General features: G+C 61.8%; 24 protein-coding genes and 1 riboswitch. Of the genes, 16 read left to right on the top strand and 8 right to left on the bottom strand.

Annotated features, from left to right (window positions below; translation table 11 throughout):
• Positions 1 to 172 precede the first annotated feature (172 nt).
• Genes IB249_RS07060 through fabI form a run of 6 tightly spaced genes read left to right on the top strand, consistent with a single transcriptional unit; the run spans position 173 to position 8385 of the window.
• Complete coding sequence (locus IB249_RS07060; RefSeq protein WP_192302992.1) at positions 173 to 2023, top strand: extracellular solute-binding protein; 1851 nt, start codon at positions 173 to 175, stop codon at positions 2021 to 2023.
• A complete protein-coding gene (locus IB249_RS07065) occupies positions 2020 to 3861 on the top strand; it encodes an extracellular solute-binding protein (RefSeq protein ID WP_192302994.1) in 1842 nt (613 codons plus the stop codon). Before IB249_RS07060 ends, IB249_RS07065 begins: the two co-directional genes overlap by 4 nt.
• A 3-nt stretch (positions 3862 to 3864) precedes the next feature.
• Complete coding sequence (locus IB249_RS07070) at positions 3865 to 4938, top strand: microcin C ABC transporter permease YejB (RefSeq protein ID WP_192302996.1); 1074 nt, start codon at positions 3865 to 3867, stop codon at positions 4936 to 4938.
• Between the two features lies 1 nt (position 4939).
• Positions 4940 to 5959: an ABC transporter permease gene (locus IB249_RS07075; protein ID WP_192302998.1), complete on the top strand. Its 1020-nt coding sequence runs from the start codon at positions 4940 to 4942 to the stop codon at positions 5957 to 5959.
• A 1-nt stretch (position 5960) separates the two neighbouring features.
• Positions 5961 to 7571 carry an ABC transporter ATP-binding protein gene (locus IB249_RS07080; protein ID WP_192303000.1) on the top strand — a complete coding sequence of 537 codons (1611 nt, stop codon included), beginning with the start codon at positions 5961 to 5963 and terminating at the stop codon, positions 7569 to 7571.
• Positions 7572 to 7590: 19 nt separating this feature from the next.
• Positions 7591 to 8385 (top strand): enoyl-ACP reductase FabI, encoded by a 795-nt coding sequence (gene fabI / locus IB249_RS07085; RefSeq protein WP_192303002.1) that lies wholly within the window; start codon positions 7591 to 7593, stop codon positions 8383 to 8385.
• A 171-nt stretch (positions 8386 to 8556) separates the two neighbouring features.
• On the opposite strand, the gene IB249_RS07090 is transcribed toward fabI, so the two are convergent.
• Positions 8557 to 9417: a LysR family transcriptional regulator gene (locus tag IB249_RS07090; RefSeq protein ID WP_192303004.1), complete on the bottom strand. Its 861-nt coding sequence runs from the start codon at positions 9415 to 9417 to the stop codon at positions 8557 to 8559.
• Positions 9418 to 9532: 115 nt separating this feature from the next.
• Here IB249_RS07090 and IB249_RS07095 point away from each other — a divergent pair, with 115 nt between their 5' ends.
• Positions 9533 to 9958, top strand: a complete 426-nt coding sequence (locus IB249_RS07095; protein WP_192303006.1) for a VOC family protein — start codon at positions 9533 to 9535, stop codon at positions 9956 to 9958.
• 95 nt (positions 9959 to 10053) lie between these two features.
• On the opposite strand, the gene IB249_RS07100 is transcribed toward IB249_RS07095, so the two are convergent.
• Together IB249_RS07100 and IB249_RS07105 are read right to left on the bottom strand one after the other, a co-directional pair.
• A complete protein-coding gene (locus tag IB249_RS07100) occupies positions 10054 to 10635 on the bottom strand; it encodes a GGDEF domain-containing protein (protein ID WP_192303009.1) in 582 nt (193 codons plus the stop codon).
• Positions 10636 to 10873: 238 nt separating this feature from the next.
• Positions 10874 to 11719 carry an oxidoreductase gene (locus tag IB249_RS07105; protein WP_192303010.1) on the bottom strand — a complete coding sequence of 282 codons (846 nt, stop codon included), beginning with the start codon at positions 11717 to 11719 and terminating at the stop codon, positions 10874 to 10876.
• A 114-nt stretch (positions 11720 to 11833) separates the two neighbouring features.
• Here IB249_RS07105 and IB249_RS07110 point away from each other — a divergent pair, with 114 nt between their 5' ends.
• Complete coding sequence (locus IB249_RS07110; RefSeq protein ID WP_192303012.1) at positions 11834 to 12757, top strand: LysR family transcriptional regulator; 924 nt, start codon at positions 11834 to 11836, stop codon at positions 12755 to 12757.
• Positions 12758 to 12930: 173 nt separating this feature from the next.
• Here the strand turns inward: IB249_RS07110 and IB249_RS07115 are convergent, their stop codons facing one another.
• A complete protein-coding gene (locus tag IB249_RS07115) occupies positions 12931 to 13182 on the bottom strand; it encodes a transmembrane sensor/regulator PpyR (RefSeq protein ID WP_192303014.1) in 252 nt (83 codons plus the stop codon).
• Positions 13183 to 13462: 280 nt separating this feature from the next.
• On the opposite strand from IB249_RS07115, the gene IB249_RS07120 reads away from it, so the two are divergent.
• The 4 genes from IB249_RS07120 (at position 13463) to IB249_RS07135 (ending at position 18447) form a co-directional block, all read left to right on the top strand.
• Positions 13463 to 13987 (top strand): sigma-70 family RNA polymerase sigma factor, encoded by a 525-nt coding sequence (locus IB249_RS07120; protein WP_192303016.1) that lies wholly within the window; start codon positions 13463 to 13465, stop codon positions 13985 to 13987.
• 4 nt (positions 13988 to 13991) lie between these two features.
• Positions 13992 to 14975 carry a FecR domain-containing protein gene (locus tag IB249_RS07125; protein WP_192303018.1) on the top strand — a complete coding sequence of 328 codons (984 nt, stop codon included), beginning with the start codon at positions 13992 to 13994 and terminating at the stop codon, positions 14973 to 14975.
• Positions 14976 to 15152: 177 nt separating this feature from the next.
• Positions 15153 to 17558 (top strand): TonB-dependent siderophore receptor, encoded by a 2406-nt coding sequence (locus IB249_RS07130; RefSeq protein ID WP_412547995.1) that lies wholly within the window; start codon positions 15153 to 15155, stop codon positions 17556 to 17558.
• A gap of 58 nt (positions 17559 to 17616) precedes the next feature.
• Positions 17617 to 18447, top strand: coding sequence for a helix-turn-helix transcriptional regulator (locus IB249_RS07135; protein WP_192303021.1), 831 nt, complete (start codon positions 17617 to 17619; stop codon positions 18445 to 18447).
• On the opposite strand, the gene IB249_RS07140 is transcribed toward IB249_RS07135, so the two are convergent.
• Both IB249_RS07140 and IB249_RS07145 read right to left on the bottom strand, forming a co-directional pair.
• Complete coding sequence (locus tag IB249_RS07140) at positions 18444 to 19031, bottom strand: LysE family translocator (protein ID WP_192303023.1); 588 nt, start codon at positions 19029 to 19031, stop codon at positions 18444 to 18446. The genes IB249_RS07135 and IB249_RS07140 overlap by 4 nt on opposite strands.
• A 142-nt stretch (positions 19032 to 19173) precedes the next feature.
• Positions 19174 to 20505: a PLP-dependent aminotransferase family protein gene (locus IB249_RS07145; RefSeq protein WP_192303025.1), complete on the bottom strand. Its 1332-nt coding sequence runs from the start codon at positions 20503 to 20505 to the stop codon at positions 19174 to 19176.
• 100 nt (positions 20506 to 20605) lie between these two features.
• Here IB249_RS07145 and IB249_RS07150 point away from each other — a divergent pair, with 100 nt between their 5' ends.
• From IB249_RS07150 to IB249_RS07160, 3 genes are all read left to right on the top strand, one after another.
• The gene (locus tag IB249_RS07150) at positions 20606 to 21502 is read left to right on the top strand and encodes a DMT family transporter (protein WP_192303027.1); all 897 of its coding nucleotides are present in this window, start codon (positions 20606 to 20608) and stop codon (positions 21500 to 21502) included.
• Between the two features lie 133 nt (positions 21503 to 21635).
• Complete coding sequence (locus IB249_RS07155; protein ID WP_192303029.1) at positions 21636 to 22094, top strand: sn-glycerol-3-phosphate transporter; 459 nt, start codon at positions 21636 to 21638, stop codon at positions 22092 to 22094.
• Between the two features lie 341 nt (positions 22095 to 22435).
• Entirely contained in the window at positions 22436 to 22780 is a 345-nt protein-coding gene (locus tag IB249_RS07160) for a hypothetical protein (RefSeq protein ID WP_192303031.1), read from the top strand.
• Here the strand turns inward: IB249_RS07160 and IB249_RS07165 are convergent.
• Positions 22766 to 22969, bottom strand: a complete 204-nt coding sequence (locus IB249_RS07165) for a cupin domain-containing protein (RefSeq protein WP_225606869.1) — start codon at positions 22967 to 22969, stop codon at positions 22766 to 22768. The two genes, IB249_RS07160 and IB249_RS07165, sit on opposite strands and share 15 nt — an antisense overlap.
• 65 nt (positions 22970 to 23034) lie before the next feature.
• A complete protein-coding gene (tspO, locus tag IB249_RS07170; RefSeq protein ID WP_192303033.1) occupies positions 23035 to 23484 on the bottom strand; it encodes a tryptophan-rich sensory protein TspO in 450 nt (149 codons plus the stop codon).
• A 105-nt stretch (positions 23485 to 23589) separates the two neighbouring features.
• Positions 23590 to 23785: riboswitch (cobalamin riboswitch) on the top strand.
• A 132-nt stretch (positions 23786 to 23917) separates the two neighbouring features.
• Between tspO and IB249_RS07175 the strand changes: the two genes are divergently transcribed.
• Complete coding sequence (locus tag IB249_RS07175) at positions 23918 to 24928, top strand: ABC transporter substrate-binding protein (RefSeq protein ID WP_192304807.1); 1011 nt, start codon at positions 23918 to 23920, stop codon at positions 24926 to 24928.
• Positions 24929 to 24930 lie beyond the last annotated feature (2 nt).

Consider the following 24930-nt stretch of genomic DNA (forward strand, 5'->3'; position numbering starts at 1 on the left):
ACCTGCTCGCGATGGCCTGAAAAGATGACGCGTTGTTTACCACCATCGCGAGCAGGCTCGCTCCCACAGGGTGCCGACGGGCCCTGGGCCAACAATTAACCCCGCATTAAAGCCCTGTCTTTTTCCTGTCCATACAAGCTGTTACTGTACGAGCCATAAAAGCCCAAGCCGCATGGATCGGATTTCTGACTTGACGCGTCCCCTCCTCACTTTCCTGATCAGCCTGGCCTTGAGCTCCTCTGCAAACGCGACGATCAGCGAAAGTCACGGTTATGCGCAGTTCGGCACACTCAAGTACCCGGCCAGATTTACCCACTTCGACTGGGTTAACCCGCAAGCCCCCAAGGGCGGTACATTGCGGGTGATGGCGTTTGGCACCTTCGATACGCTCAACCCCTACACCTTCAAGGGCTCCAGTCCGGTCTCCACGCCGAACTTCCAGCAGTACGGCATCAACGAGCTCAACGAACCACTGATGGTCGGCACCGGCCAGTACGCACCGTCCGGCGACGAACCCACCTCCAGCTATGGCCTGATCGCCCAATCGGTCGAATACAGCGAGGACCGCAGCTGGGTGGTGTTCAACCTGCGCCCGGAAGCACGCTTCCATGATGGCGTGCCGATTACCGCTTACGACGTGGCGTTCTCCTACCGCTTGCTGCTCAAGGAAGGTCACCCGCAATACCGCACCAACCTGCAGGAAGTGCTGCGGGTCGACGTGCTCAATCCGCATCGCATCCGGTTTGTCTTCAAGCGCGCCGGCAATCCGCTGCTGATCCTGCGCCTGGGCGAATTACCGGTGCTGCCGCAACATTACTGGAAAGGTCGCGACTTCAAGGCAACCACCTTCGAACCGCCACTGGGCAGCGGCCCATACCGCATCACCTCGGTCACGCCCGGCCGGCAGATCGTTTTCGAACGGGTCAAGGACTATTGGGGCAAGGACCTGCCGGTCAATCGCGGCAAGTACAACGTCGACCGCATGGAAGTCGAGTTCTACCGCGACAGCGACGTGGCGTTCGAAGCGTTCAAGGCCGGCGAGTTCGACATCTACATCGAGCACCAGGCCAAGAACTGGGACACCGGTTACCGATTCCCGGCGGTCAACCGCGGCGACGTGATCAAGGCACAGATTGCCCACCAGATCCCGACCCAGAGCCAGGGCTTGTTCATGAACAGCCGCCGCGCGGCGTTCTCCGACGCCCGAGTGCGCGAAGCGCTGGGGCTGATGTTCGACTTCGAGTGGACCAATCGCACCTTGTTCAGCGGCGCCTACAAGCGCGCCATGAGTTACTACCCCAACAGTGAGTTCTCCGCCAGCGGCCTGCCGGTCGGTCACGAATGGCTGATGCTCAAGCCGTACCGCGAGCAACTGCCCGCCAGACTGTTCACTGAACCCTTCACCCTGGCACAGACCCAGGGCCGCGGCATCCCCCGGGAAACCATGCGCAAGGCCTTGGGCCTGCTGGCCGAGGCGGGCTGGAAACTCAATGGCCAGCATGTGCAGAACGCCGCCGGACAGCCGCTGCGCCTGGAAATCCTGCTGGTCAATCCAAACCTTGAGCGCATTCTGCAGCCCTATGTCGAGAACCTCGCCAGCATCGGCATCGACGCCCGGCTTCGCACCGTGGATCGCGCTCAGTACAAGCAGCGCCTGGACCAGTTCGACTTCGACATGATTCTGATGACCCTCAGTCAAACCCTCAGCCCGGGTCTTGAACAATGGCAGTACTTCCACTCGAGCCAGGTCGGGGTCAAGGGCAGCAAGAACTACGCGGGCATCGCCAATCCGGTGGTCGATCACCTGCTCGAACAATTGCTCGCCGCCAAGACCCGAGACGAACAGGTGGCCGCCGGCAAGGCCCTGGATCGGGTGCTGTTGTGGCAGCACTACATCATTCCCAACTGGTATCTCAACTATCACCGCCTGGCGTACCGCAACCGGTTCGCCTTCGTCACCACGCCGCCCTACACCCTGGGCCTGAGTGCATGGTGGTTGAAATCTTCGGAGAAAGATCGATGAAACCCGTACGCGCCCTGCTCCTGCAGGCTGGCGGCCTGTTGTTCTGTGGACTGGCCTGGGCCGCTCCGCAACACGCCGTCACGCTTTACAACGAGCCGCCGAAATACCCGGCGGACTTCAAGCACTTCGATTACGTGAACCCGGACGCGCCCAAGGGCGGGATTTTCCGTCAGGCCGGGTTCGGCGGCTTCGACAGCCTCAATCCGTTCATCAGCAAAGGCGTGCCGGCGGACGACGTCGGCCTGATCTACGACACCCTGGCCAAACAGGGCCTGGACGAACCGTTCACCGAGTACGGACTGATCGCCGGCAAGATCGAGAAAGCCCCGGACAACAGCTGGGTGCGTTTCTACCTGCGTCCTGAAGCCCGTTTCCACGACGGCCATCCGGTGCGCGCCGAAGACGTGGTGTTCAGCTTCCAGACCCTGATCAAGGACGGCGCCCCGCTCTACCGCGGCTACTACAGTGACGTCGAAGAGGCCGTCGCCGAAGATCCGCTGACTGTGCTGTTCAAGTTCAAGCACACCAACAACCGCGAACTGCCATTGATCCTCGGCCAGTTGCCGGTGCTGCCCAAGCACTGGTGGGCAACCCGGGATTTCACCAAGGGCAACCTGGAAATGCCACTCGGCAGCGGGCCGTACAAGGTCACCCAAGTCAAGGCCGGCCGTTCGGTGCGCTATGAGCGGGTCAAGGACTACTGGGGCAAGGATCTGCCGGCCAACCGAGGCTTCTACAACTTCGACGTAATGCTCACCGATTACTACCGCGACAACACCGTGGCCCTGGAAGCCCTCAAGGCCGGCCAGTTCGATTACTGGCTGGAGATGACCGCCAAGAACTGGGCCAATGGCTACAACATCCCGGCGGTCACCGAAGGCCGACTGATCAAGGAACAGATTCCCAACGGCAACCCGACCGGCATGCAGGGATTTGTCTTCAACATGCGCCGTCCGGTGTTCCAAGACGTGCGGGTGCGCCACGCGCTGACGTTGTTAATGGACTTCGAATGGACCAACAAGCAACTGTTCAATAGCGCCTATGCGCGAACCCGCAGCTTCTTCGAGAACTCGGAAATGGCCGCCACCGGCCTTCCCGACGCCGAGCAACTGGCGATCCTCGAGCCTTTCCGCGGCAAGATCCCCGAACAGGTCTTCACCGAGGCCTTCGAAAACCCGGTGACCGACGGCAGCGGCATGATCCGCACCCAGCAACGCAAGGCCTACCAGTTGCTGCAAGAGGCCGGCTGGCGCATCGTCGACGACAAGATGGTCGATGCCAACGGCAAGCCGGTGACCATCGAATTCCTCCTGGCCCAGACCGAATTCGAACGGGTGCTGTTACCATTCAAGCGCAACCTGAGCGACCTGGGCATCGACCTGGTGATTCGCCGCGTGGACGTCTCGCAATACGTCAACCGCGTGCGCTCCCGGGACTTCGACATGATCGTCGGCAGCTTCCCGCAGTCCAATTCACCGGGTAACGAGCAACGGGAATTCTGGATGACCGACGCCGCCGACCGGCCCGGAAGCCGCAACTCCATGGGCCTCAAGGACCCGGTGGTGGACCAGCTGGTCGAACAACTGATCAACGCCGATTCACGCAAAAGCCTGGTGGCCCACGCCCGCGCACTGGACCGCGTGCTGCAATGGGGTTATTACGTGATCCCCAACTGGCACATCAAGACCTGGCGCGTGGCGTACTGGAACCATATCGGTCACCCGAAAACCTCGCCCAGGTATGACATCGGCATCGCCACCTGGTGGATCAAGCCGAACGTGGCACCGGCCATCGAAGTCGAAACCAAACTGCAAGCCGACCCTGCGGGCACGGAGTAATAGATGCTGGCGTATATTTTTCGGCGACTGCTGCTGATCATCCCGACGCTGTTCGGCATCCTGCTAATCAACTTCGTGATCATCCAGGCCGCTCCCGGTGGACCGGTCGAACAGATGATCGCCAAGCTCGAGGGCTTCGAAGGCGCCACCAGCCGGATTGCCGGCGGCGGTGCCGAGGTCTCGGTGGCCGGCTCGTCCTATCGCGGCGCACAGGGCCTGGACCCGGCGCTGGTCAAGGAAATCGAGCACATGTACGGCTTCGACAAGTCGGCGCCTGAACGCTTGTGGATCATGATCAAGAACTACGCGACCCTGGACTTTGGCGACAGCTTCTTCCGCGACGCCAAGGTCATCGACCTGATCAAGGAAAAGATGCCGGTGTCGATCTCCCTCGGGCTGTGGAGCACGCTGATCATGTACCTGGTGTCGATTCCACTGGGGATCGCCAAGGCCACCCGGCACGGCAGTCATTTCGACGTCTGGACCAGTTCGGCGATCATCGTCGGCTATGCCATCCCCTCGTTCCTGTTCGCCATCCTGCTGATCGTGGTGTTCGCCGGTGGCAGTTACCTGGACTGGTTTCCGCTACGGGGCCTGACCTCGAACAACTTCGATGAGTTGAGCATGGGCGGCAAGATTCTCGACTACTTCTGGCACCTGGCGCTGCCCGTGACCGCGCTGGTGATCGGCAACTTCGCGACCATGACCCTGTTGACCAAGAACAGCTTCCTGGACGAGATCAACAAACAGTACGTGGTGACCGCCAAGGCCAAGGGGCTGACGAAAAACCGCGTGCTCTACGGCCACGTGTTTCGTAACGCCATGCTGCTGGTCATCGCGGGTTTCCCGTCCGCATTCATCGGGATTTTCTTCACCGGCTCGCTGCTGGTGGAAGTGATCTTCTCCCTCGACGGCCTGGGCCTGATGAGTTTTGAAGCGGCGATCAACCGCGATTACCCGGTGGTGTTCGGCACACTGTTCATCTTCACGTTACTGGGCCTGCTGGTGAAACTGATCGGCGATCTGACCTACTCCTTCGTCGATCCACGCATCGACTTCGAAAGCCGGGAGCATTGAGATGAACCTGTCCCCGCTCAATCGCCGACGTTTCGAGCTGTTCAAGGCCAACAAGCGTGGCTGGTGGTCGTTGTGGCTGTTCCTGATCCTGTTCGGCCTGAGCCTCGGTGCCGAGCTGATCGCCAACGACAAGCCGCTGGCGGTGCATTACGACAACACCTGGTACTTCCCGGCCATCAAGCGCTACCCGGAAACCACGTTCGGCGGCGAATTTCCGCTGGAGGCCAACTACAAGAGCCCGTATATCCGCGAACTGCTCAAGGCCAAGGACGCCTGGGTGCTGTGGGCGCCCATCCCCTTCAGCTACCAGAGCATCAACTACGACCTGAAAGTCCCGGCTCCCGCCCCGCCCTCGGCTGACAACCTGCTGGGCACCGACGACCAGGGGCGCGACGTGTTGGCGCGAGTGATCTACGGCTTTCGCATTTCGGTGCTGTTCGCCCTGACGCTGACCGTACTCAGCTCGATCATCGGCGTGATTGCCGGGGCCTTGCAGGGCTTCTATGGGGGCTGGGTCGATCTGGCCGGACAGCGTTTTCTGGAAATCTGGTCCGGATTGCCGGTCCTGTACCTGCTGATCATTCTCGCCAGCTTCGTGCAGCCGAACTTCTGGTGGCTGCTGGGGATCATGCTGCTGTTTTCCTGGATGAGCCTGGTGGACGTGGTCCGTGCCGAATTCCTGCGCGGGCGCAACCTCGAATACGTGCGCGCCGCCCGCGCGCTGGGGATGCAGAATGGCGCAATCATGTTCCGCCACATCCTGCCCAACGCCATGGTCTCGACCATGACCTTCATGCCCTTTATCCTCACCGGCGCCATCGGCACGCTGACGGCCCTGGACTTCCTCGGTTTCGGCCTGCCACCGGGCGCGCCGTCGCTGGGTGAACTGGTGGCCCAGGGCAAATCCAACCTGCAGGCGCCGTGGCTGGGCATGAGCGCGTTTGCGGTGCTGGCCCTGATGTTGAGCCTGCTGGTGTTTATCGGCGAGTCCGCTCGCGATGCCTTCGACCCGAGGAAGTGAAATGAATCAGGACAATCTGATCGAAGTGCGCGACCTGGCCGTCGAATTCGTCGTAGGCGAGCACAGCCAGCGCGTGGTGGAAGGCGTCAGTTTCGATATCAGGCGCGGCGAAACCCTGGCGCTGGTGGGTGAAAGCGGCTCCGGCAAATCGGTGACTGCGCATTCGATCCTGCGCCTGCTGCCCTACCCGCTCGCCCGCCACCCCTCGGGCACCATCGAGTATTCCGGGCAGAACCTGCTGGACCTGAAAGAGAAAACCATCCGGCACATCCGTGGCAACCGGATCGCGATGATCTTCCAGGAGCCGATGACCTCGCTCAACCCGCTGCACTCGATCGAAAAGCAGATCAATGAGGTGCTGGGCATCCACAAGGGCCTGGTCGGTAAAGTGGCGACCAGGCGGACCCTGGAATTGCTGGAGATGGTCGGCATTCCCGAGCCCGAGAAACGCCTCAAGGCTTTGCCCCACGAGCTGTCCGGCGGCCAGCGCCAGCGGGTGATGATCGCCATGGCCCTGGCCAACGAGCCAGAACTGCTGATCGCCGATGAACCGACCACCGCGCTGGACGTTACCGTTCAGCTGAAGATCCTCGAATTGCTCAAGCAATTGCAGGCCCGCCTGGGCATGGCGCTGTTACTGATCAGTCACGATTTGAACCTTGTTCGAAGAATTGCGCATCGCGTATGTGTCATGCAGCGCGGTTGCATCGTCGAACAGGCATCGTGCGAAGAGTTGTTCCGCGCGCCGCAGCATCCGTACACTCGGGAACTGCTGGCAGCGGAGCCCAGCGGCAAGCCGGCAACCAACGTTATCGGGCCACCGCTGTTGCAGGTCGAGGACCTGAAAGTCTGGTTCCCGGTCAAGAAAGGCCTGCTGAAAAAGACCGTCGATCACATCAAGGCAGTGGACGGGATCAATTTCAGCCTGCCCCAGGGGCAGACATTGGGCATTGTCGGCGAAAGCGGTTCCGGCAAATCGACGTTAGGCCTGGCAATTTTGCGTTTGATCGGCAGCCAAGGGGCGATCCGGTTCGAAGGCAAACAGCTAGACTGCATGACGCAACAACAGGTTCGGCCGCTGCGTCGGGAGATGCAGGTGGTGTTTCAGGACCCTTTCGGCAGCCTGAGCCCGCGAATGTGCGTGAGCCAGATCGTCGGCGAGGGCCTGCGGATCCACGGGATCGGCACCGAGGCGGAACAGGAACAAGCGATTATTGCGGCATTGAAGGAGGTAGGCCTGGATCCGGACACCCGGAACCGCTACCCCCACGAATTTTCCGGAGGGCAACGGCAGAGAATCGCCATTGCCCGGGCACTGGTGTTGAAACCGGCGCTGATCCTGCTGGACGAGCCGACCTCGGCCCTCGACCGGACAGTGCAGCGCCAAGTGGTGGAGCTGCTGCGTTCACTGCAAAGCAAGTACAACCTGACGTATCTGTTCATCAGCCATGACCTGGCTGTCGTCAAGGCGCTGAGCCACCAGTTGATGGTGGTCAAGCATGGCCAAGTGGTCGAACAGGGAGACGCGCAAAGTATCTTTGCCGCCCCCCAACATCCGTATACACAGCAGTTGCTGGAAGCCGCTTTCCTGGCTCCAGCCACTGCGCAATAACCTGAAAGAGGAGCAACACATGGGTTTTCTCGCCGGTAAGCGCGTACTGATCGTCGGTGTCGCCAGCAAGCTGTCCATCGCATCCGGCATCGCCGCCGCCATGCATCGCGAGGGCGCTGAGCTTGCCTTCACTTATCAGAACGACAAACTCAAGGGTCGTGTCGAAGAGTTCGCCCAAGGCTGGGGTTCCAGCCCGGAACTGTGCTTCCCGTGCGACGTGGCCAGCGATGAAGAAATCGCCCAGGTCTTCGAAGCGCTGAGCAAGAAGTGGGACGGCCTGGACTGCATCGTGCACTCCGTCGGCTTCGCCCCGGGCGACCAACTGGACGGCGACTTCACCGAAGCCACCACCCGTGAAGGTTTCCGTATCGCTCACGACATCAGCGCCTACAGCTTCGTGGCCCTGGCCAAGGCCGGTCGCGAAATGATGAAGGGCCGCAACGGCAGCCTGCTGACCCTGTCGTACCTGGGCGCCGAGCGCACCATGCCGAACTACAACGTGATGGGCATGGCCAAGGCTTCGCTGGAAGCCGGCGTACGTTACCTGGCCGGCTCCCTGGGCCCGGACGGAACTCGCGTCAACGCCGTATCGGCCGGTCCGATCCGCACCCTCGCCGCCTCCGGCATCAAGAACTTCCGCAAGATGCTGGCCGCCAACGAAGCGCAAACCCCGCTGCGTCGCAACGTCACCATCGACGAAGTCGGCAACGCCGGCGCTTTCCTGTGCTCGGACCTGGCGTCCGGCATCAGCGGCGAAATCATGTACGTGGACGGCGGTTTCAACACCACGGCCATGGGCAACATCGAAGAGTAATCTTCAGCGCGCCGTACAAAAAACCCGCCTTGACTGGCGGGTTTTTTATGCCTGCGATTTATCAGGCAACCGTAACCCCTGGGGGAGCGGGCTCGCTGACGAAGGCATTTTCCTGGGTGGAAGGGGCGTCGTCCGATGCAACGCTGTGCGAGCAAGCGTGCGCTCACGGGGTCAGTGGTCTCCCAGGCACTCGGCAAACAGCTGCTGAATGGGCTGCTGTCGCTGGCTGTAGCGCTGCAACAGCACGATCTCGCGGTAGAACGTCAATTCACCCAACCGGATGATCCTGACGTTTGCGCCATGCTCCAGCCACAACCCGGCCTCTGGCAACAGTGAAATCCCCAGTCCGCACTCGACCATTTTCACGATGGCTTCCAGCTCATCCAGCTCCAGCGCCGCCTGCACATCGATGTGCTGCTCGCGCAGAAAGCGCGTCACCAGGCGCCCGCCGAACGAGTTGCGGTCATAGCGCACGTGCGGATGCTCAGCCAGCAATCGCAACGGATCATCGCCCTCGAGGCCGGCCGGGACGATCAGTACGAACGGCTCGCGACGGATAACCTGGGCCGACAGCTCCTTGGGCAGCTCGAACGGTGGCTTGATCAAGATGGCCAGGTCCACTTCGCCGGTGTCCACCTGACTGAGCAGGTTGAGCGACACGCCGGGCACCAGCTTTGGTTCCAGGAGGGGCGCCAGTTGGCGCAAGCGCAACAAGGCCTGAGGCAACAGACCGGTCTGGGCCGTGGCGACCGCGCCGATTTTCAATTCGCCACGGTACTCGCTGACATCGTCACTGACGGCCATGCGGCTGAAGGTATCCAGCATGTCCCGGGCCATCGGCAATGCACGCTGACCCGCCGCATTGAGAATGGCCTGGCGACCGGTGCGATCGAACAGCCGGATGCCCAGCGCCTGCTCCAGATTGCGCATCTGCGCGCTGACCGCCGACTGGGTCAGGCCAACATGCATGCCGGCCGCCGCAAACGTTCCGTGGCGCGCCACCGCCAGGAAGGTTTTCAATTCACGCAGCATGACGCCCCCGATTGATCGAAATAATTTGAGCTCGACGCAAAAACTATCGTCTTTCAATCAAAAAGCACAGCGCTAAACTCAATGTCACCGACCCATTGCCTGCGAGGCTCCCCTAATGCAACTGTCGCCTTTTCACCTGGCCATCCCCGTGTACGACCTGCCAGCTGCCCGAACTTTTTACGGCGAGGTGTTCGGTCTGGAAGAAGGTCGCTCCAGCGACCATTGGGTCGACTTCAACTTTTTCGGCCATCAATTGGTGATCCACCTAGCGCCGAAAAACGCCTCACAGGAAGCCGCGCACACCAACGCGGTGGACGGCCACGATGTGCCGGTGCCGCATTTTGGTGTGGTGTTGGGAATGGCGGAATGGGAAGCCCTGGCCGAACGCCTGAAAGCACGTGAGACCCGATTCGTGATCGAACCGGGAATTCGCTTCAAGGGGCTGGTGGGTGAGCAGGCGACCATGTTCCTGTTCGACCCGTGCGGCAATGCGCTGGAGTTCAAGGCGTTCAAGGACATTGGCCAGCTGTTCGCAAAATAGTGCTCGATGGCGGATACGCCATCGCGAGCAGGCTCGCTCCCACCGTTCGGATCCGGCAGGCCACTCGAGGGAGTGAGCCTGCTCGCGATGACGGCCTACCTGAACAAACCCATCTCTCCTTCAACCAGCATCGCTTCAACCGTGTCATGGAGGGCCGGGTCGTACTCGATCTGACCGATGTTGAAACGAATGTCATAACCGCGGCGCATCGTGGCGTTGCGCTCATCGAGTATCTCCTCGAGCCGCGCCTTGATCGCACTCAGCTCCACCGCACTCGAACCGGTCAACAACACGACGAATTCATCGTCCCCGAGCCTCCCGACCACATCGCTTTCGCGAAAGGCGATGCGCAATACGTCCGCGAAGGTCTTCAGCGCATCGTCGCCCTCGGCGCGGCCATACAGGTAATTGATGTGCTTGAAATGATCAAGGTCGAAAAACAGCAGTGTGGCGGGTATTTCCATGCGTTGGCACGCCTCCAGCCCCAACTGCGCCAGTGCAGTGAAACCGTGGCGATTGGAGAGCAGCGTCAGCGCGTCCATGTTGGCCATGGTCACGCCCATCACTTGCTGCTCGGCCGTTCGGGCCAGGTGGCGCAAGGTTGCGCGTATCTGCTGCGGCGAAAGCGATGGCGCCGCGCTGTCGCCGTGTTTGAGCGGTCTGCCTGAGGTCAGCATCAGTTGCTCCGGTGGTGGGTATGTACGTTAGAGTCCTCCGACCCGTTTTGACTCCCCTGTACCGGACCATCGGTCAACGGCCGCTCCGAAAAACACCCGTAAACCTGTAGGCGTGAGCTTGCTCGGGCGGCGTTGCCACGATGGCGGTCAACGATAATGCCGGCTGACGGAATGCCCGCGTTATCCATCGCGAGCATTCGAGCATCGACCGGCCGCCCGCGCCGTGTTCGGCATTTCGTTAGAAGTCAGTGGACACCGACACCTCACGCCATGCCTGCAACTCACCGGCGACAAAGCTGTTTTTCGCTTCAATGGCCGCGACACAGTCACTGCCCAGGGGCAAGCGCAGCGGCGCGTCGTTCGTTTCCACCAGGGTGATCATCACCTGGGCCAGTTTGTCCGGGTCGCCTGGCTGGTTCAGGGTCACGGCCTTGGCGATTCTGCGCACTTCACCGGCGGTGCTGTCGTAGTCGGCAATCGACGCTGGGGATTCAACCAGCGAGTTGCCTTCCAGGAATTCGGTGCGGAAGTAACCCGGCTCGACCACGGTCACCTTGATACCCAGCGGCGCCAGCTCGGCGTGCAAGGCCTCGGTCAGGCCTTCGACGGCGAACTTGGTCGAGCAATAGACGCCGAAGCCGGCCCCGGACTTGTAGCCTCCGACCGAGGACAGGTTGATCACATGCCCGCTGCGTGCGGCGCGCATATGTGGCAGGACAGCGCGGGTGACATTGAGCAGGCCAAAGACGTTGGTTTCGTACACGCGGCGCACTTCATCGGCCGTGGCCTCTTCCACGGCGCCGAGCACACCAAAGCCCGCATTGTTGACCAGCACGTCGATGCGCCCGAAGTGCTCGATGGCCTGCTGGGCGACCGCAATGCCCTGGGCTTCGTTTGTGACGTCCAGGCTGGCGGCGAGCAAGCCAGGGTGTTCGCCAAAGCGCTGGGTAATGCTGCTGGCATCTCGGGCGGTGGCAACCACGGCGTCACCATTGGCCAGGGCGGCGGCGGCGATCTTGGCACCGATGCCACGGGAAGCGCCGGTGATCAGCCAGATGCGATTGAAGGTGTTGGAAGTGGTCATGAGCGTGTTTCCTTGTTGACGTTGGGGTAGGCACAAGGTACGCAGGAGGATTGCCCGGAAAAATGCCCTCGTGTTACAAGCACTATGAAACGCTCTTTCATAATGGCGATCTCGATGAATCACGATCCTTTCGATGGCCTGACCGAATTCCTGGCGGTGGCCGAACACAAGAGCTTCACCGTCGCCGCTTCCCGCCTGGCGGTGACGCCCACGGCCGTCAGCCACGCCATCAAATTGCTTGAGCGGCGCACTGGCGTGCTGCTGTTCCAACGCACCACGCGCCGGGTCGCCTTGACCGAAGCGGGCGCCAGCCTGTTTGCCCGATTACGCCCGGCGGCCAGCGAAATCGATGAGGCGCTGGCAGTCCTCAGCGGCTTTCGCGACCAACCCATGGGCACGCTGCGCCTGACGGCGCCGCGGTTGTCGGGGGCGCTGTTGATCGAACCGCTGATGCCGTTGTTTCGCCAGGCATATCCGCAGGTCACGCTCGACATCTGCCTGGACGATGCCACGGTGGACTTGATGGCCGGCGGGTTTGATGCGGGGATCAGGCTGGGCGAATCCATCGAAAAGGACATGATCGCGGTGCGCCTCACGCCGGACCTGCAATGGTCGGTGGTGGGCGCGCCGGCGTATTTCGCCAGGGCCGGCAAACCTGAAAGCCCGGAAGACCTGACCGATCACCAATGCATCGGCTTTCGGTTCTCGACATCGGGCAACGCACACCGCTGGGAATTCCGCCGCGATGGCCGCGACTTTACCGTAGGGGTAGAAGGCGGCGTGATCGTCAACGATCGAGGGCTGCTGGTCTCGGCGGCACGCAGCGGTTGCGGGCTGGTGTACGCGTGCGACCTGGAAATTGCCGATGAATTGGCGGATGGACGGCTGGAGCGCGTGTTGCAACCTTTTGTGCCGCTGAGTACGGCGCTGTACCTCTACTTCCCCAGCCGCACACAGACGCAGCCCAAGTTGCGGGCGTTCATTGACCTGGCGACCGGGTGGGTTGCCCGTCAGCGCAGCACCCCTCCGACTCACTGATCGCTGGGCAAGCGAGTCACGTTGTTCCGATGGAAGCAACTCTGTGAGAGCGAGCCTGCTCGCGAAAAACCAGGCCTGCCACCCGGTCCCTGGTTTCCTGCGTTATCGTTGAGAGCATCGTCGGAACGCCGCCCGGAGCAGGCTCGCTCCCACAGGGCCGGTGCAGATCAGGCTTACGCAGCGACTTTGCCGGCCAGGCCTTTGCCCAGCCGATGTTGCGACAGCAGGCGCATGACGTAGCCGATCTTGATCAGGGTCGGGCCGACGATGGTCATGGCGTGCAGCGCGACCTGGACCACGATCGACAGGTGCCCGCTGTAGAGGTAGGCGCCGTAGATCCCCACCAGCAACATTGCCAGCCCCGCGATCAGGACTTCGCTCGACAGGTGCAGAACTTTATGTGGATTGTTGAAGTAGGCGAACATTTTTCGTACTCCTGAATCAGACCAGTTGTACGTGGGTTATTTCACCATTCGTGCCAGGTTCGCTATTCATTAAAATCAATTACTTAGGACATAGCGGGTCAATTTGACCCCGTCGAAGGCAAGTCAAAATGACAGCTTCACAAGTCATATTGACCACGATTGCCATCGCCCCACCCAAAAGCAAATCGATATCATTTGCGCACCTTCAAGGCTTTTGCTTTAATCGCGACCAATTCTTATTTGCACCGAGGCGCTCGTCGCCCAGGGACACGTGCTTACGATGATGGTTGCCGACTCTTCCAGCGTACAGAACCTCTACGTCACTCATCACCGCTGGCTGCACGAGCTGCTGCGCCGGCGCTTGAGCAATGCGTTCGATGCTGCCGACCTGGCCCATGACACCTTTATCCGGGTGCTCAAGCGCCCACAGATTTTCGACAGCGAAACCCGCGAGCGCTCCTACCTCGCCACCATCGCCCGGGGTCTGTGCATCGATCACTGGCGTCGGCGACAGCTCGAACAAGCGTGGCTGGAGACCCTGGCCGCACGTCCGCAGGCGGTGCAACCTTCTCCGGAACAGCGGGCGATCATCGTTGAAACTCTCTACGAAGTGGACGCCATGCTGCAGCGCCTGCCCCAACGGGTGCGCGACGCCTTCATCCTCGCCCAATTGCACGGCCTGCCGTACAAGCACATCGCCGAGGAAATCGGGGTATGCGAGCGCATGGTGAAGAAGTACCTGGCCCAGGCGCTGATGCATTGCGCGATGCTCGAGGCCGAGCTCGACGGCCTGCTGATCGAGTAAGCACATGCCCTCCCCGACCACTTCCGCCAACAGCATCAACCACGCCAGCCTCGAGCAGGCGGCGCAGTGGTACGTGCAGCTCAACGATCAGCAGGTCGGCGAGCAGGAACGCCAGCGCTGGCAAGCCTGGCTGGCGCAGAGTGGCGATCATCAGGCGGCCTGGCGTTATGTCGAGCGCGTCGGCCAGCGTTTTGCCGCGCTGCAGGATGACCATCAGGCCGCCGGTTTTGTCCTGCGCAACACCGCACGCTCGTCGATCAGCCGTCGGCAAACGGTCAAGGGTTTGCTCATCCTCGCTTCGGGTGGCCTGCTGGGTTGGAATGCCTGGCGTGAAACCTCGCTGCCGGACGCTTTCGGCCGCTGGACCGCCGACCTCTCGACCGGCACCGGCGAGACCCGCGAAAGCCTGCTCAGCGATGGCAGCCGCCTCTGGCTCAATGCCCTGAGCGCCTTGAACGTACGCTTCGATACCCAGCAACGACTGTTGCTGTTAAGCGCCGGAGAAGTGTTGATCGACACTGCCAAAGACAGCAGCCGACCTTTCCTGGTGCAAACCGCCCAAGGCCGGCTGCGTGCCCTGGGCACGCGCTTCAGCGTGCGTCAGCGACAACGGCAGACCTTGCTCAACGTCTATGAAGGCGCGGTGGAGGTGCGTACCGATCAGGGTCAAATGCAAGTGGTCGAGGCGGGACGCCAACTGGCGTTCACGGAAGATCACACGCCTGCTTCCACCGAAGCAGCGGCGGGTCGTGAAGCCTGGCGCCGGGGCGTGTTGCTGGCGGACAACTTGCCGCTGGGCGAGTTGATCGACGAGTTGAGTCGCTATCGACACGGGCACCTGGCGTGCGATCCGGCGATTGCCGGGCTGCCGGTGATGGGTTCGTTCCCGCTCAAGGACACCGATCAGGCGTTGAGCCTGCTGGAAGCCGCGTTGCCGATTCGCGTGGAGAAAACCCTGTCCTGGTGGGTCAGCGTCGGTCCCGCTTGAGGCGTATCGGCCCGAGCATCACGATGACCCGGCAAAAAAAACGGCAGCGCAGTTCCCTTTTACCCTTCTCGTTCGGTTAACCCTGTGAAGCCCTTGAATCGCCGACCAGCAGGGAAATCTTTTTTGCGCACTGCCTTCACCTCCTTGCGTCTGCTCGCCCTGGCCATACCACTCGTCCTGAGCCTCGCGTCAACACCGGCGAACGCCCAGACCCCGGTGGAACACGCCAGCAGTCAGGCGCGCTACTACGCCATCGCGCCCGGTTCGCTGATCAGCGTACTGAACCGCTTCGCCGAACAAGCCGGCATCTTCCTCGCCGGCCACAACGACCTCGCCAGTGACAAGCGCAGCCCCGGCCTCACTGGCGAATTCACCGAGCAACAGGGTTTGCAACGACTGCTCCAGGGCAGCGGCCTGCAAGCGCACCCCCAGGGCCATCGTGGCTATGTTCTGAAAGTCGCGCAGGAAAGTCTCCTGGAGCTGGACGCGACCCACATTGCCGCCCAGGCACTGGGCGCCACCACCGAAAACACCCACGCCTACACCACCGGCTCGACGTCCTCGGCCACCGGCCTGCCCTTGTCCCTGCGGGAGACGCCGCAATCGGTGACGGTCATCACCCGCCAGCAGCTCGACGATCAGGGCTCCACCAGCATCGCCGACGCGTTGCGCCGCGTGCCCGGTATCAGCGTGCAGAACTACGACAGCGAACGCTGGGAGTTTTCCAGCCGTGGCCTGCCGATCACCAACTTCCAGTACGACGGCGTCAACACCGACTACGACGGCGTCTATGACTACGGCACCACCAGCACCGACATGGTGACCTTCGACCGCGTTGAGATCATCAAGGGCGCCACCGGCCTCATGACCGGTTCAGGCGACCCGTCGGCCACGGTCAACCTGATCCGCAAGCGCCCCACCCGTGCCTTCCAGGCCTCGGTCAGCGCTGCCGTCGGTTCCTGGGACAATGAGCGCAGCACCGCCGACATCGCAGGCCCCCTGACCGACAGCGGCAACCTGCGCGGACGCTTCGTCGGTGCCTATCAAGACCGTGGCGCCTACATGGATCACTACCGCAATACCCGTGGCATCGGGTATGGCATCCTGGAGGCCGACCTGACACCGGGCACCTTGCTGACCCTCGGTATCGACCAGCAGAACACCCGCTCCCGTGGCGCCAGCTGGACCGGTTTTCCGATGTACAACAGCGACGGTTCGCGCACGCACTTTTCCCGCTCGTTCAACCCCGCCACCGACTGGAGCCGCCGCGACTTCGACAACCAGACGCTGTTCGCCTCGGTCCAGCAGCAACTGGCCCAGGACTGGGCGCTCAAGGTCAGCTACGACCGCAAGCACCGCCAGCACGACACCTTCCTCGCCTCGGCCAGTGGCGGCAACCCGGATCCGGCTACTGGCGAGGGGATGTTCATGTACATGGGCAAGTTCAAGGGCGATCAGGTGCAGGACAACCTCGACCTCAACTTCAGCGGCCCTTTCAACTGGCTGGGCCGCGAGCATCAATTGATCGCCGGGTTCATGTCGATCAGCACCCGCCAGGACATCCCGGTGCATGGCTCGATCTACCCCCCGGTGGGCGAAAGCATCGACGACTGGAACGGCGAGTATGCGAAACCGGACATCCCCAAGGTAGGCGACAACGACATCGTGCGGCGCCAGACCGGCCTTTATGTCGCCACCCGACTCAAGCCGAGCGACGACCTTGCGCTGATCCTCGGCACCCGTGTCAGCCAGTTCAGTGCCGACGATGACATCGACTATATCGACCCCGCGACCCCGGACTTGCACGACAGCTACCGACAAACCGGCGTGGTCACGCCCTACGCCGGGCTGGTCTACGACCTGGATGACAGCTACTCGCTGTACAGCAGCTACACGCGGATCTATCAACCGCAGATGAGCAAGGACGCCGAACGCAAGCTGCTCGACCCGGTGCAAGGCAACAGCTACGAGGCCGGGATCAAGGCCGAGTATTTTGGCGGACGTCTGAACGCCAGCTTCGCCGTGTTCCGCATCGAGCAGGACAACCTCGCCGAATACGTCAGCGGCGTCGACAGCGAATCGGTGTACCGCGCCGTGCAAGGTGCGGTCACCAAGGGCTTTGAGTTGGAACTGGCCGGCGAAGTGCGCGATGGCTGGAACCTGTCGGCCGGCTACAGCTATAACCACACCCGCGATGCCCGAGGCGATTACGTCTATGGCGCGATCCTGCAAACCACCGCGCCGCAGCAGATGGTGCGGCTGTTCAGCACCTATCGCTTGTCCGGCGCCCTGGAAAAACTCACGGTCGGCGCAGGCGTGAACTGGCAGAGCGAGTTCTTCGGCAACGTGCTGCAGCCCGATCCGAACGACCCGATCAATGGCGGCCAGCCTTCGAAGATCACCCAGCACAGTTACGCCCTGGTCGACGCCATGGCGCGCTACCGCTTCAACGACCACTTGAGCACCACACTCAACGTCAAGAACCTGTTCGACAGGACTTATTACACCGGCCTGGGCAACTTCGGCACCGGGTTCTACGGCGAACCCCGCAGCCTGCAACTGACCACCCGCTGGGATTTCTGATCGGCAATGGGTCGCAGAGCGCTTACACTGCACAACGGATCTGCCGAGGACACCGACGATGAAGCCCACCGCCAAAAACACCGACAAGGCCCCGCGCTTCTGGCGCGACGACGCCCTGCCCTTCATCGAGGCCCGGGCCATCGCCGACGGCCGCGAGGTCTGCTACACCCGGCATTCCCACGAGCACTTTTCCATCGGCGCGATTACCGCCGGGCGCAGTACCTACCTGCATGAGCAATCGTCGTTTGAGGTCGCCACCGGCACGGTGGTGCTGATGAACCCCGGCGATGTCCATGCGTGCAACCCGATCAATGACCAACCCTGGTCGTACCTGATGTTGTATGTCGACACGGCCTGGCTGACCGATTTGCAGCATCAGCTCGGGTTCAGCCACGACCTGGCGTTTCGTCGCTTCGCCGTCACCCACACCGAGGACGCCGGCCTGTTTGCCGGCCTGGCCGCCCTGTACGACATCCTCGTCGACCACCGGCAGGACGTGCTGCGCAAGCAGAGCGCGGCGGTGGAATTCTTCACCGAGGTGCAGCAACGCCTCAACCCCGGTGATCAGCCTGGGCGCGAACCGAACTTCAAACTCGAGCGCGCAGCCGACTTCATCCGTGACAACTGCACGCGTCTGCTCAAGCTCGAAGACATCTGCGAGGCGGCGCAGTTGTCGCCGTCGTACCTGATCCGCGCGTTCAAACAGCATTACGGCATGACGCCCCACGCCTTTCTGGTCAATCGGCGCATTCAGTTTGCCCGCGAGCGCCTGCGCAGCGGCCAGTTGATCGCCGACGTCGCGCTGGAAGCCGGGTTCGCCGACCAGGCGCATTTCCAGCGCGCGTTCAAACAGCATCTGGCGGCGACGCCAGGACAGTATCGCGGCTAAGGCAATAACAGGTACGCCGCGCTCAAGGCCAGCAGCAGCGCCATGACCCGATTGAACAGGCGCATGCCCGCCGGGTTGTTCAGGTAACCGCGCAGGAAGGTACCGGCATACGCCCAGCAACCGACAGATACGTAACAGATCACCAGGTACACCGCCGCAAACTGCCAGATCAATCGCGCCTCGCCATCGGCGACGAACGCACCCATGCCCGCCACACAGGCCAGCCAGGCCTTGGGATTGAGCCATTGCATCACCGCGCCGTACACCATCGACGGCGCCCGTGCCGAATCCTTCGCATCGAGCTGACCGTTGTCAGACGCGAGCTTCCACGCCATGAACAACAGAAACGCCACACCGGCCAGTTGCACGATCCGTGTCAGCTGTGGCCATTGCTGCAACACCTCATGCAACCCCAGCCCCATCAACACCAGCAGCAGCACAAAGCCCAGGGTCGCTCCGGCCACGTGCCGCTGACTGGCGCGAAAGCCGAACTGCGCCCCGGAACTCAACGCCACGATATTCACCGGTCCCGGCGTGATCGACGCCACCAGGGCAAACGCGGCCATCGACATGATCAGACTCATTGTTGTTTTCTTCCCTTCAGTTGAACCAGGGGCTCAAGGTAAACAGCCCGCTGATTGTCGTATTGAAGAAAACTACCCAATGCCCACGCCCACAGAAAATGTCCGAGCACTGACGCCCTTTTTGTGCGAGCGGCGGTATGCCTCAGGAATACGCGCCGACCACCCGTTTCACTTTGATCAGCGCCTCGCGCAATGAATCCATGTCCACCGAACCCAACGCCAGCCGGATCGCATGCGGCACATGCACCGACGTGGCAAACGGCTCAGCCGTGGACACCGCCACCTGCTCCTGCATCAACGCCACCGCAATCTGGTCCGCCCGCGCATCTTCGCCCAGTGGCAACCAGAGAAAATACGAAAAAGGGTGAGTCATGCAGCGCAGTCCCTTCAGCACCTCAGCGGCCAGCGTCTGGCGCGCCTGGGCATCCTCCCGCTTTTGCACCTCGAGCTGGCCGACCGTCCCATCGTCGATCCAGCCGCAGGCAATGGCGGTCATCACGCCGGGGGTGTTCCAGGTCGTGGCCCGAATCACCCGTTCCAGGGCCGGCACCCTGTCCAGCGGCGCCGCCACAAATCCCACACGCAGCCCCGTGGCGACATTCTTCGAGAACCCCGACACATACACCGTGCGCTCCGGCGCCAGTTCGGCCACCGGCACCGGCGCCTCCTCCACCAGAAACGCATAGGCCGCGTCTTCGATAATCAACAGATCATGTTGGCGCGCAATCGCCACCAGACGCCCCCGCCACGGCACATCCATCACCCACCCGCAGGGGTTGTGCAGCGTCGGCATGGTGTAGACCGCCCGCACCGAACGCCGCCGGCACAGCGCCTCGAGCGCCGCCAGGTCCGGCCCGTTCTCCGTGACCGGAATCGGCACAATCTCCAGATGCAGCGACTCGGCCAGCACCTTGAAACCGGTATAGGTCAAGGCATCCGCCGCAATCACATCCCCCGGCTTGAGCAACGCCATCATCGCCACGGCCAGGCCATGCTGCGCGCCGCTGACGATCAGGACCTGCTCCGCTGTCAGGTTCAGGCCGCGTGACAGCAGGTGCCGGGCAATCGATGCCCGCTCATGCAAACGCCCGCCATGGGGCTGATAACGCAAATGGGCTTCCAGGTCACCGGACAACGCCAGTTGGCGCAACGCCGTGCGCAACAGATCGGCCTGCCCCGGCAACGACGGGTAGTTGAAATTGAGATCGGCCATGCCCACCGCCACCACATGCTGGCTGACGCCCTGACCGGCCGGCAGCGAGATCTCCCGCACGAACGTGCCCCGTCCCGTTTCGCCACTGACCAATCCCATCGTCTCCAGCTCGGCATACACCCGGCTGGCGGTGACCAGCGCCAACCCGTGTTCGGCGGCGAGCTGCCGGTGAGTCGGCAGGCGTGTGCCGGGCGCGAGGCGTCCCGCACGGATATCGGCGGCGTAGCTGTCGACCAGCGACTTGTAGCGCAAACGAGGCATAGGACGATGTATCCATGACAATTTTTTGATTGTCTTAATACTCGGTCATACGATGCGCCCAAGGCAACCCGTCGTCTCAACCCCCCATCGAGTGAGCGTCATGGAACGAGCAACCCACCTCAACACCCAGCCTCGGGAGAAGTCCGCCAGCGGCTGGCTCAATGGCCTGATCGGCGTCATCATCTTCAGCGGCTCACTGCCGGCGACACGCGTCGCGGTGCTGGAATTCGACCCGGTGTTCCTCACCGTCATCCGCGCCACCCTGGCCGGCGTGCTTGCGCTGTGCCTGCTGAGCCTGTTCAAGCAACAACGCCCAACGCGCAATCAACTGCTGCCGCTGCTCATCGTCGCCCTCGGCGTGGTGGTGGGATTCCCGCTGCTGACGGCGCTGGCCCTGCAATACGTGACGTCGGCGCATTCCATCGTCTTCATCGGCCTGCTGCCCCTGGCCACCGCGATCTTCGGCGTCCTGCGCGGCGGCGAACGTCCGCGCCCGGCGTTTTGGGGGTTCTCCGTGCTGGGCAGCCTGCTGGTCTCGGGCTACGCAATCTCCCAGGGCCTGGCGGCCTCTCCCCTCGGCGACCTGCTCATGCTGCTCGCCGTTCTCGCCTGCGGCCTGGGCTACGCCGAAGGGGCAAAGCTGTCGCGAACACTGGGTGGCTGGCAGGTGATTTGCTGGGCGCTGGTGTTGTCGTTACCGGCCATGACGCTGCTGAGCGCCTGGCGCGCGCCCGCCTCGTTCAGCGGGATCAGCCTGCCGGCGTGGTTCAGCCTGGGTTACGTTTCGCTGTTCAGCATGCTGATCGGCTTTGTGTTCTGGTATCGCGGGCTGGCCCAGGGCGGGATTGCGGCGGTGGGACAACTGCAACTGTTGCAGCCGTTTTTTGGCTTGGCGCTGGCGGCGGGACTGCTGCATGAGCAAGTCAGCCCGGGGATGGTGGCCGTGACCGTGGCGGTGATTCTGTGCGTGGCGGGCGCGAAGAATTTTTCCAAATAAATCAGCTTGTTACAGACCATTTCCATCTGCACCCGGCAGCAATACCCGGTAAATCAAACAGCCGGTTGATCCCCCTTTTCGATGGCAAGATTTCTCGGCATCCCCACCCTTGGCCGCAGAAAAATGGTGATCAATGAAACCTCTACTGCTCTTGCTTGGCACATTCTTCATCAGCCCGGGCACCTTCGCCATGAATGGCGACTTCTGGTATTTCCAGACGAGTGCCTACACCAAACACTGGAAAAGCGACCCGGACCACAACAATCGTCAAAAGCTGATCAGTGTCGAACGCAACCGCGCCGACGGCTCGCTGTGGGGAGGCGCAACGTTTAAAAACTCCTTCGACCAGCGCTCCTACTACGCCTATTACGGCCATCGCTGGAACGCCGAGCAATATCCGGTCTACGTCAAGCTCAGTGGCGGGCTGCTCCACGGGTACAAAGGCAAATACAAGGACCGGATTCCACTGAACAACCTGGGCGTCGCGCCGGTGATCATTCCCGCCGTTGGCACCTATTACGGCCCCGTGGGTGCCGAGCTGGTCGTCCTGGGCGGCGCCGCGGTCATGGTCAATGTCGGTTACCGCTACTGATCATCCAGGCTCAAAGCGCTGACATTGCCTGTATTGTTCGTCAATCATGCTGGCCGAGCTGGCGTTCAATCGGACGCTGGATCAGTTGGATCCGGTCGAGTCACGGAGGACAGGGTCGTAATCACCCAGTGGAACGATCAATGCGCATATTTGCCAGGATGAATGCATTAGCTTTCATCGCGAGCGGGCTCGCTCCCACACAGAGGTAACGCAGAAGCTGATACCGATTTGTTTTGCTTGATATTGCCAACGCAGGATCCGCAGTGATATCAATTTGGCACTGCACAGATTTTCCAGTATCTTGGCGCCCATGAATTGTTTTAACGCTATGGAAAGCACGAATGACCGCGAAGCTCGCAACCGTTATCCAGAAAGAGACCTACCTGGGCCACGATATCATCGTCGAAACCTTCGGCCCTGTGACTGCAAACCCGAGCAATACCGGCAGTGTGCAAACGCATCACACCAGCACAATTTCCATCTGGCTGGATGGCGAAGAGATCAGGGATGCGCGCGAGACACCTTCGCTTCTGTATGTATCGCGCGAAGATGCGATCGTGCTGGGCTTTGAAATCGGCCGGATGATCGTCAGCCAGCGTCGCGAATCAGCGGCTATCGGTCTGACGGCCCGGATGTACGAGTTCTTCAAGTCGACTCGCCTGCCGTTTTCCTCACTGCGCGCCTGATCGTGCAGGCCCTGCTCGCCAGCACTGGCAAACAGGGCCGGACAGACTCACCTGGCCGATGTAGAACACACCGGAAATCACGGTGTAGATGCGATCTTCCGGATGCGCGTGGGGCATGAGCTTCAAGCCTTCAGGCACTTTGACCCTGACCACGTAAGGCCCCGGCTGACTCGGGTTGCCAACGCTCACGGCCAGTTTCAGGGACGCGGATAAATCACGTCCCGAGCACTCCAGCTCTTACATCGCGTAACAAACTATCGCGGGTTGTTGCGCAGGATGGCAAAGTTGAGTGCGGCAGCGACGCACAGCCACACCAGATAAGGGAACAGGATCAGCCCGGTGATCACGTCCAGGCGCAGAGCCAGCACTACCATGGCCGCGACCACCAGCCACAGCAGCACCAGAATCACCATCCCCGCGAACACGCGTTGCGCGCCGAAAAAGACCGGCGTCCACAGCGTGTTGAGCGCAATCTGCGCCGCCCACAATGCCAGCACTTCCTGACTGCCGGGGATCAGGGTCAGTCGGTAGCCGGCCCAGGCAAGCAGCAGGTAGATGATCGTCCAGGCGACCGGGAACAACCAGTCGGGCGGTGTGAAGCTCGGTTTGACCAGCGATCGGTACCATTCACCCGGCTTGAAGAACATGCCGGTGCTGGCGGCCGCCGCGCTGGCCAGGAGAAAGATGAAAAAGGTGTAGGTCATGATCGCTTCCTGTCTGGGGTTATTTGAAACTTTGACGCGTGGCGACCCGCAAAAAGTTCACCAGCGCCCGGAGTAAAAAACCACGCTCCCCCTCGGCCGCATGATCGACTACCATACGCCGCCGGTTCCCGAACGGGACTAACAGGGAATTCGAAACGCCGTATCCGGCGTCAATCGAAACTGCCCCCGCAACTGTAGGTGCTGAGCCCGCTCCTCGATGGCCACTGGATCAGATCCGGGAAGGCCGGAGCACGGCGACGACGCATCAGTCAGGAGACCTGCCGGCCAGCTGAATCACTAACCGGCGGGGTGTCCGGGGAGGACATCCGTTGCCGACCGGCCTTGCCCTGCTTATACCGCAGCGTTTGATGGTGTGTTTCCAGACCCGTACCGCGCCCGTTTCAAGTACGGTCCCCATGGAGATTGCATCATGCTGTTGCCCCGCCTTGCCGCGCTGTTCACCGGTTTGGGCCTGTGTGCCCTGGCGCACGCCGCCCCGACCCAGTACCCGCTGACGATCGACAACTGCGGCAGCCCCCTCACCTTCCCGCAGGCGCCCACTCGCACTGTGACCATCGGCCAGGCCGGCACCGAGATGCTGTACGGCTTGGGCCTGGGCGACAAGGTGGTTGCGACTTCGCTGTGGTTCAACGACGTGTTGCCGGCATACAAGGCGCAAAACGACAAAATCGAACGCCTGGCGAACAACGAGCCGAGTTTTGAAGCGGTGATCGGCCAGCGTCCGGAGCTGGTGACCGTGGAGTTCGAGTGGATGGTCGGGCCGCAAGGCGCGGTGGGCACCCGCGAGCAGTTTCACGAGTTAAAGATTCCGACCTACCTGCTGCCGTCCGACTGTGAAGGCAAGGACAACCGGAAGGGCGCCGACGGCACGCGTCTGGAGCCGTTCCGCATCGACACGATCTACAAGAGCATCGAGCAACTGGCGCAGATTTTCGACGTGCAGGCGCGCGGCGAACAATGGGTCGCGCAGCTCAAGGGAAAACTGGCCGCCTCCGTGGCCAAGGTGCAGGAAAAAGGCGTGAAGCAGGCCAGTGCGCTGGTGTGGTTCTCCAGCACCGACCTGCACGTCGATCCGTTTGTGGCCGGGCACAAGGGCATTCCGGATTTCATGCTTGGCACCCTGGGTATCCGCAACGTGGTGGAGTCCGATGAGGAATGGCCGACCGTGGGCTGGGAAACCATTGCCAAGGCCAACCCGACCTTCCTGGTAATTGCACGCATGGACCGTCGCCGTTTCCCGGCCGATGACCATGAGAAGAAACTGGCGTTCCTGCGCAACGACCCGGTCACCCGCAACATGGACGCAGTGAAGCACAACCGCATCATCATTCTCGACGCCATGGCCCTGCAGGCCAGCGCGCGGATGTTCGATGGCCTCGAACAACTGGCCAGCGCCATCGACGGCTACGACCTGCCGAAATGACC

The sequence above is a fragment of the Pseudomonas sp. PDM04 genome (genome assembly GCF_014851765.1).
GTDB lineage: Bacteria > Pseudomonadota > Gammaproteobacteria > Pseudomonadales > Pseudomonadaceae > Aquipseudomonas.

What these genes read in the sequence shown, in the direction of transcription:
- IB249_RS07090 (WP_192303004.1), bottom strand. Translation starts at nt 9,417, where the DNA reads ATGCTGCGTGAATTGAAAACCTTCCTGGCGGTGGCGCGCCACGGAACG.
- IB249_RS07105 (WP_192303010.1), bottom strand. Translation starts at nt 11,719, where the DNA reads ATGACCACTTCCAACACCTTCAATCGCATCTGGCTGATCACCGGCGCT.
- IB249_RS07125 (WP_192303018.1), top strand. Translation starts at nt 13,992, where the DNA reads ATGCCCTCCCCGACCACTTCCGCCAACAGCATCAACCACGCCAGCCTC.
- IB249_RS07155 (WP_192303029.1), top strand. Translation starts at nt 21,636, where the DNA reads ATGAAACCTCTACTGCTCTTGCTTGGCACATTCTTCATCAGCCCGGGC.
- IB249_RS07150 (WP_192303027.1), top strand. Translation starts at nt 20,606, where the DNA reads ATGGAACGAGCAACCCACCTCAACACCCAGCCTCGGGAGAAGTCCGCC.
- IB249_RS07160 (WP_192303031.1), top strand. Translation starts at nt 22,436, where the DNA reads ATGACCGCGAAGCTCGCAACCGTTATCCAGAAAGAGACCTACCTGGGC.
- IB249_RS07075 (WP_192302998.1), top strand. Translation starts at nt 4,940, where the DNA reads ATGAACCTGTCCCCGCTCAATCGCCGACGTTTCGAGCTGTTCAAGGCC.
- IB249_RS07070 (WP_192302996.1), top strand. Translation starts at nt 3,865, where the DNA reads ATGCTGGCGTATATTTTTCGGCGACTGCTGCTGATCATCCCGACGCTG.
- IB249_RS07080 (WP_192303000.1), top strand. Translation starts at nt 5,961, where the DNA reads ATGAATCAGGACAATCTGATCGAAGTGCGCGACCTGGCCGTCGAATTC.
- IB249_RS07120 (WP_192303016.1), top strand. Translation starts at nt 13,463, where the DNA reads ATGATGGTTGCCGACTCTTCCAGCGTACAGAACCTCTACGTCACTCAT.
- IB249_RS07060 (WP_192302992.1), top strand. Translation starts at nt 173, where the DNA reads ATGGATCGGATTTCTGACTTGACGCGTCCCCTCCTCACTTTCCTGATC.
- IB249_RS07095 (WP_192303006.1), top strand. Translation starts at nt 9,533, where the DNA reads ATGCAACTGTCGCCTTTTCACCTGGCCATCCCCGTGTACGACCTGCCA.
- IB249_RS07140 (WP_192303023.1), bottom strand. Translation starts at nt 19,031, where the DNA reads ATGAGTCTGATCATGTCGATGGCCGCGTTTGCCCTGGTGGCGTCGATC.
- fabI (WP_192303002.1), top strand. Translation starts at nt 7,591, where the DNA reads ATGGGTTTTCTCGCCGGTAAGCGCGTACTGATCGTCGGTGTCGCCAGC.
- IB249_RS07135 (WP_192303021.1), top strand. Translation starts at nt 17,617, where the DNA reads ATGAAGCCCACCGCCAAAAACACCGACAAGGCCCCGCGCTTCTGGCGC.
- tspO (WP_192303033.1), bottom strand. Translation starts at nt 23,484, where the DNA reads ATGACCTACACCTTTTTCATCTTTCTCCTGGCCAGCGCGGCGGCCGCC.
- IB249_RS07115 (WP_192303014.1), bottom strand. Translation starts at nt 13,182, where the DNA reads ATGTTCGCCTACTTCAACAATCCACATAAAGTTCTGCACCTGTCGAGC.
- IB249_RS07100 (WP_192303009.1), bottom strand. Translation starts at nt 10,635, where the DNA reads ATGCTGACCTCAGGCAGACCGCTCAAACACGGCGACAGCGCGGCGCCA.
- IB249_RS07110 (WP_192303012.1), top strand. Translation starts at nt 11,834, where the DNA reads ATGAATCACGATCCTTTCGATGGCCTGACCGAATTCCTGGCGGTGGCC.
- IB249_RS07145 (WP_192303025.1), bottom strand. Translation starts at nt 20,505, where the DNA reads ATGCCTCGTTTGCGCTACAAGTCGCTGGTCGACAGCTACGCCGCCGAT.
- IB249_RS07065 (WP_192302994.1), top strand. Translation starts at nt 2,020, where the DNA reads ATGAAACCCGTACGCGCCCTGCTCCTGCAGGCTGGCGGCCTGTTGTTC.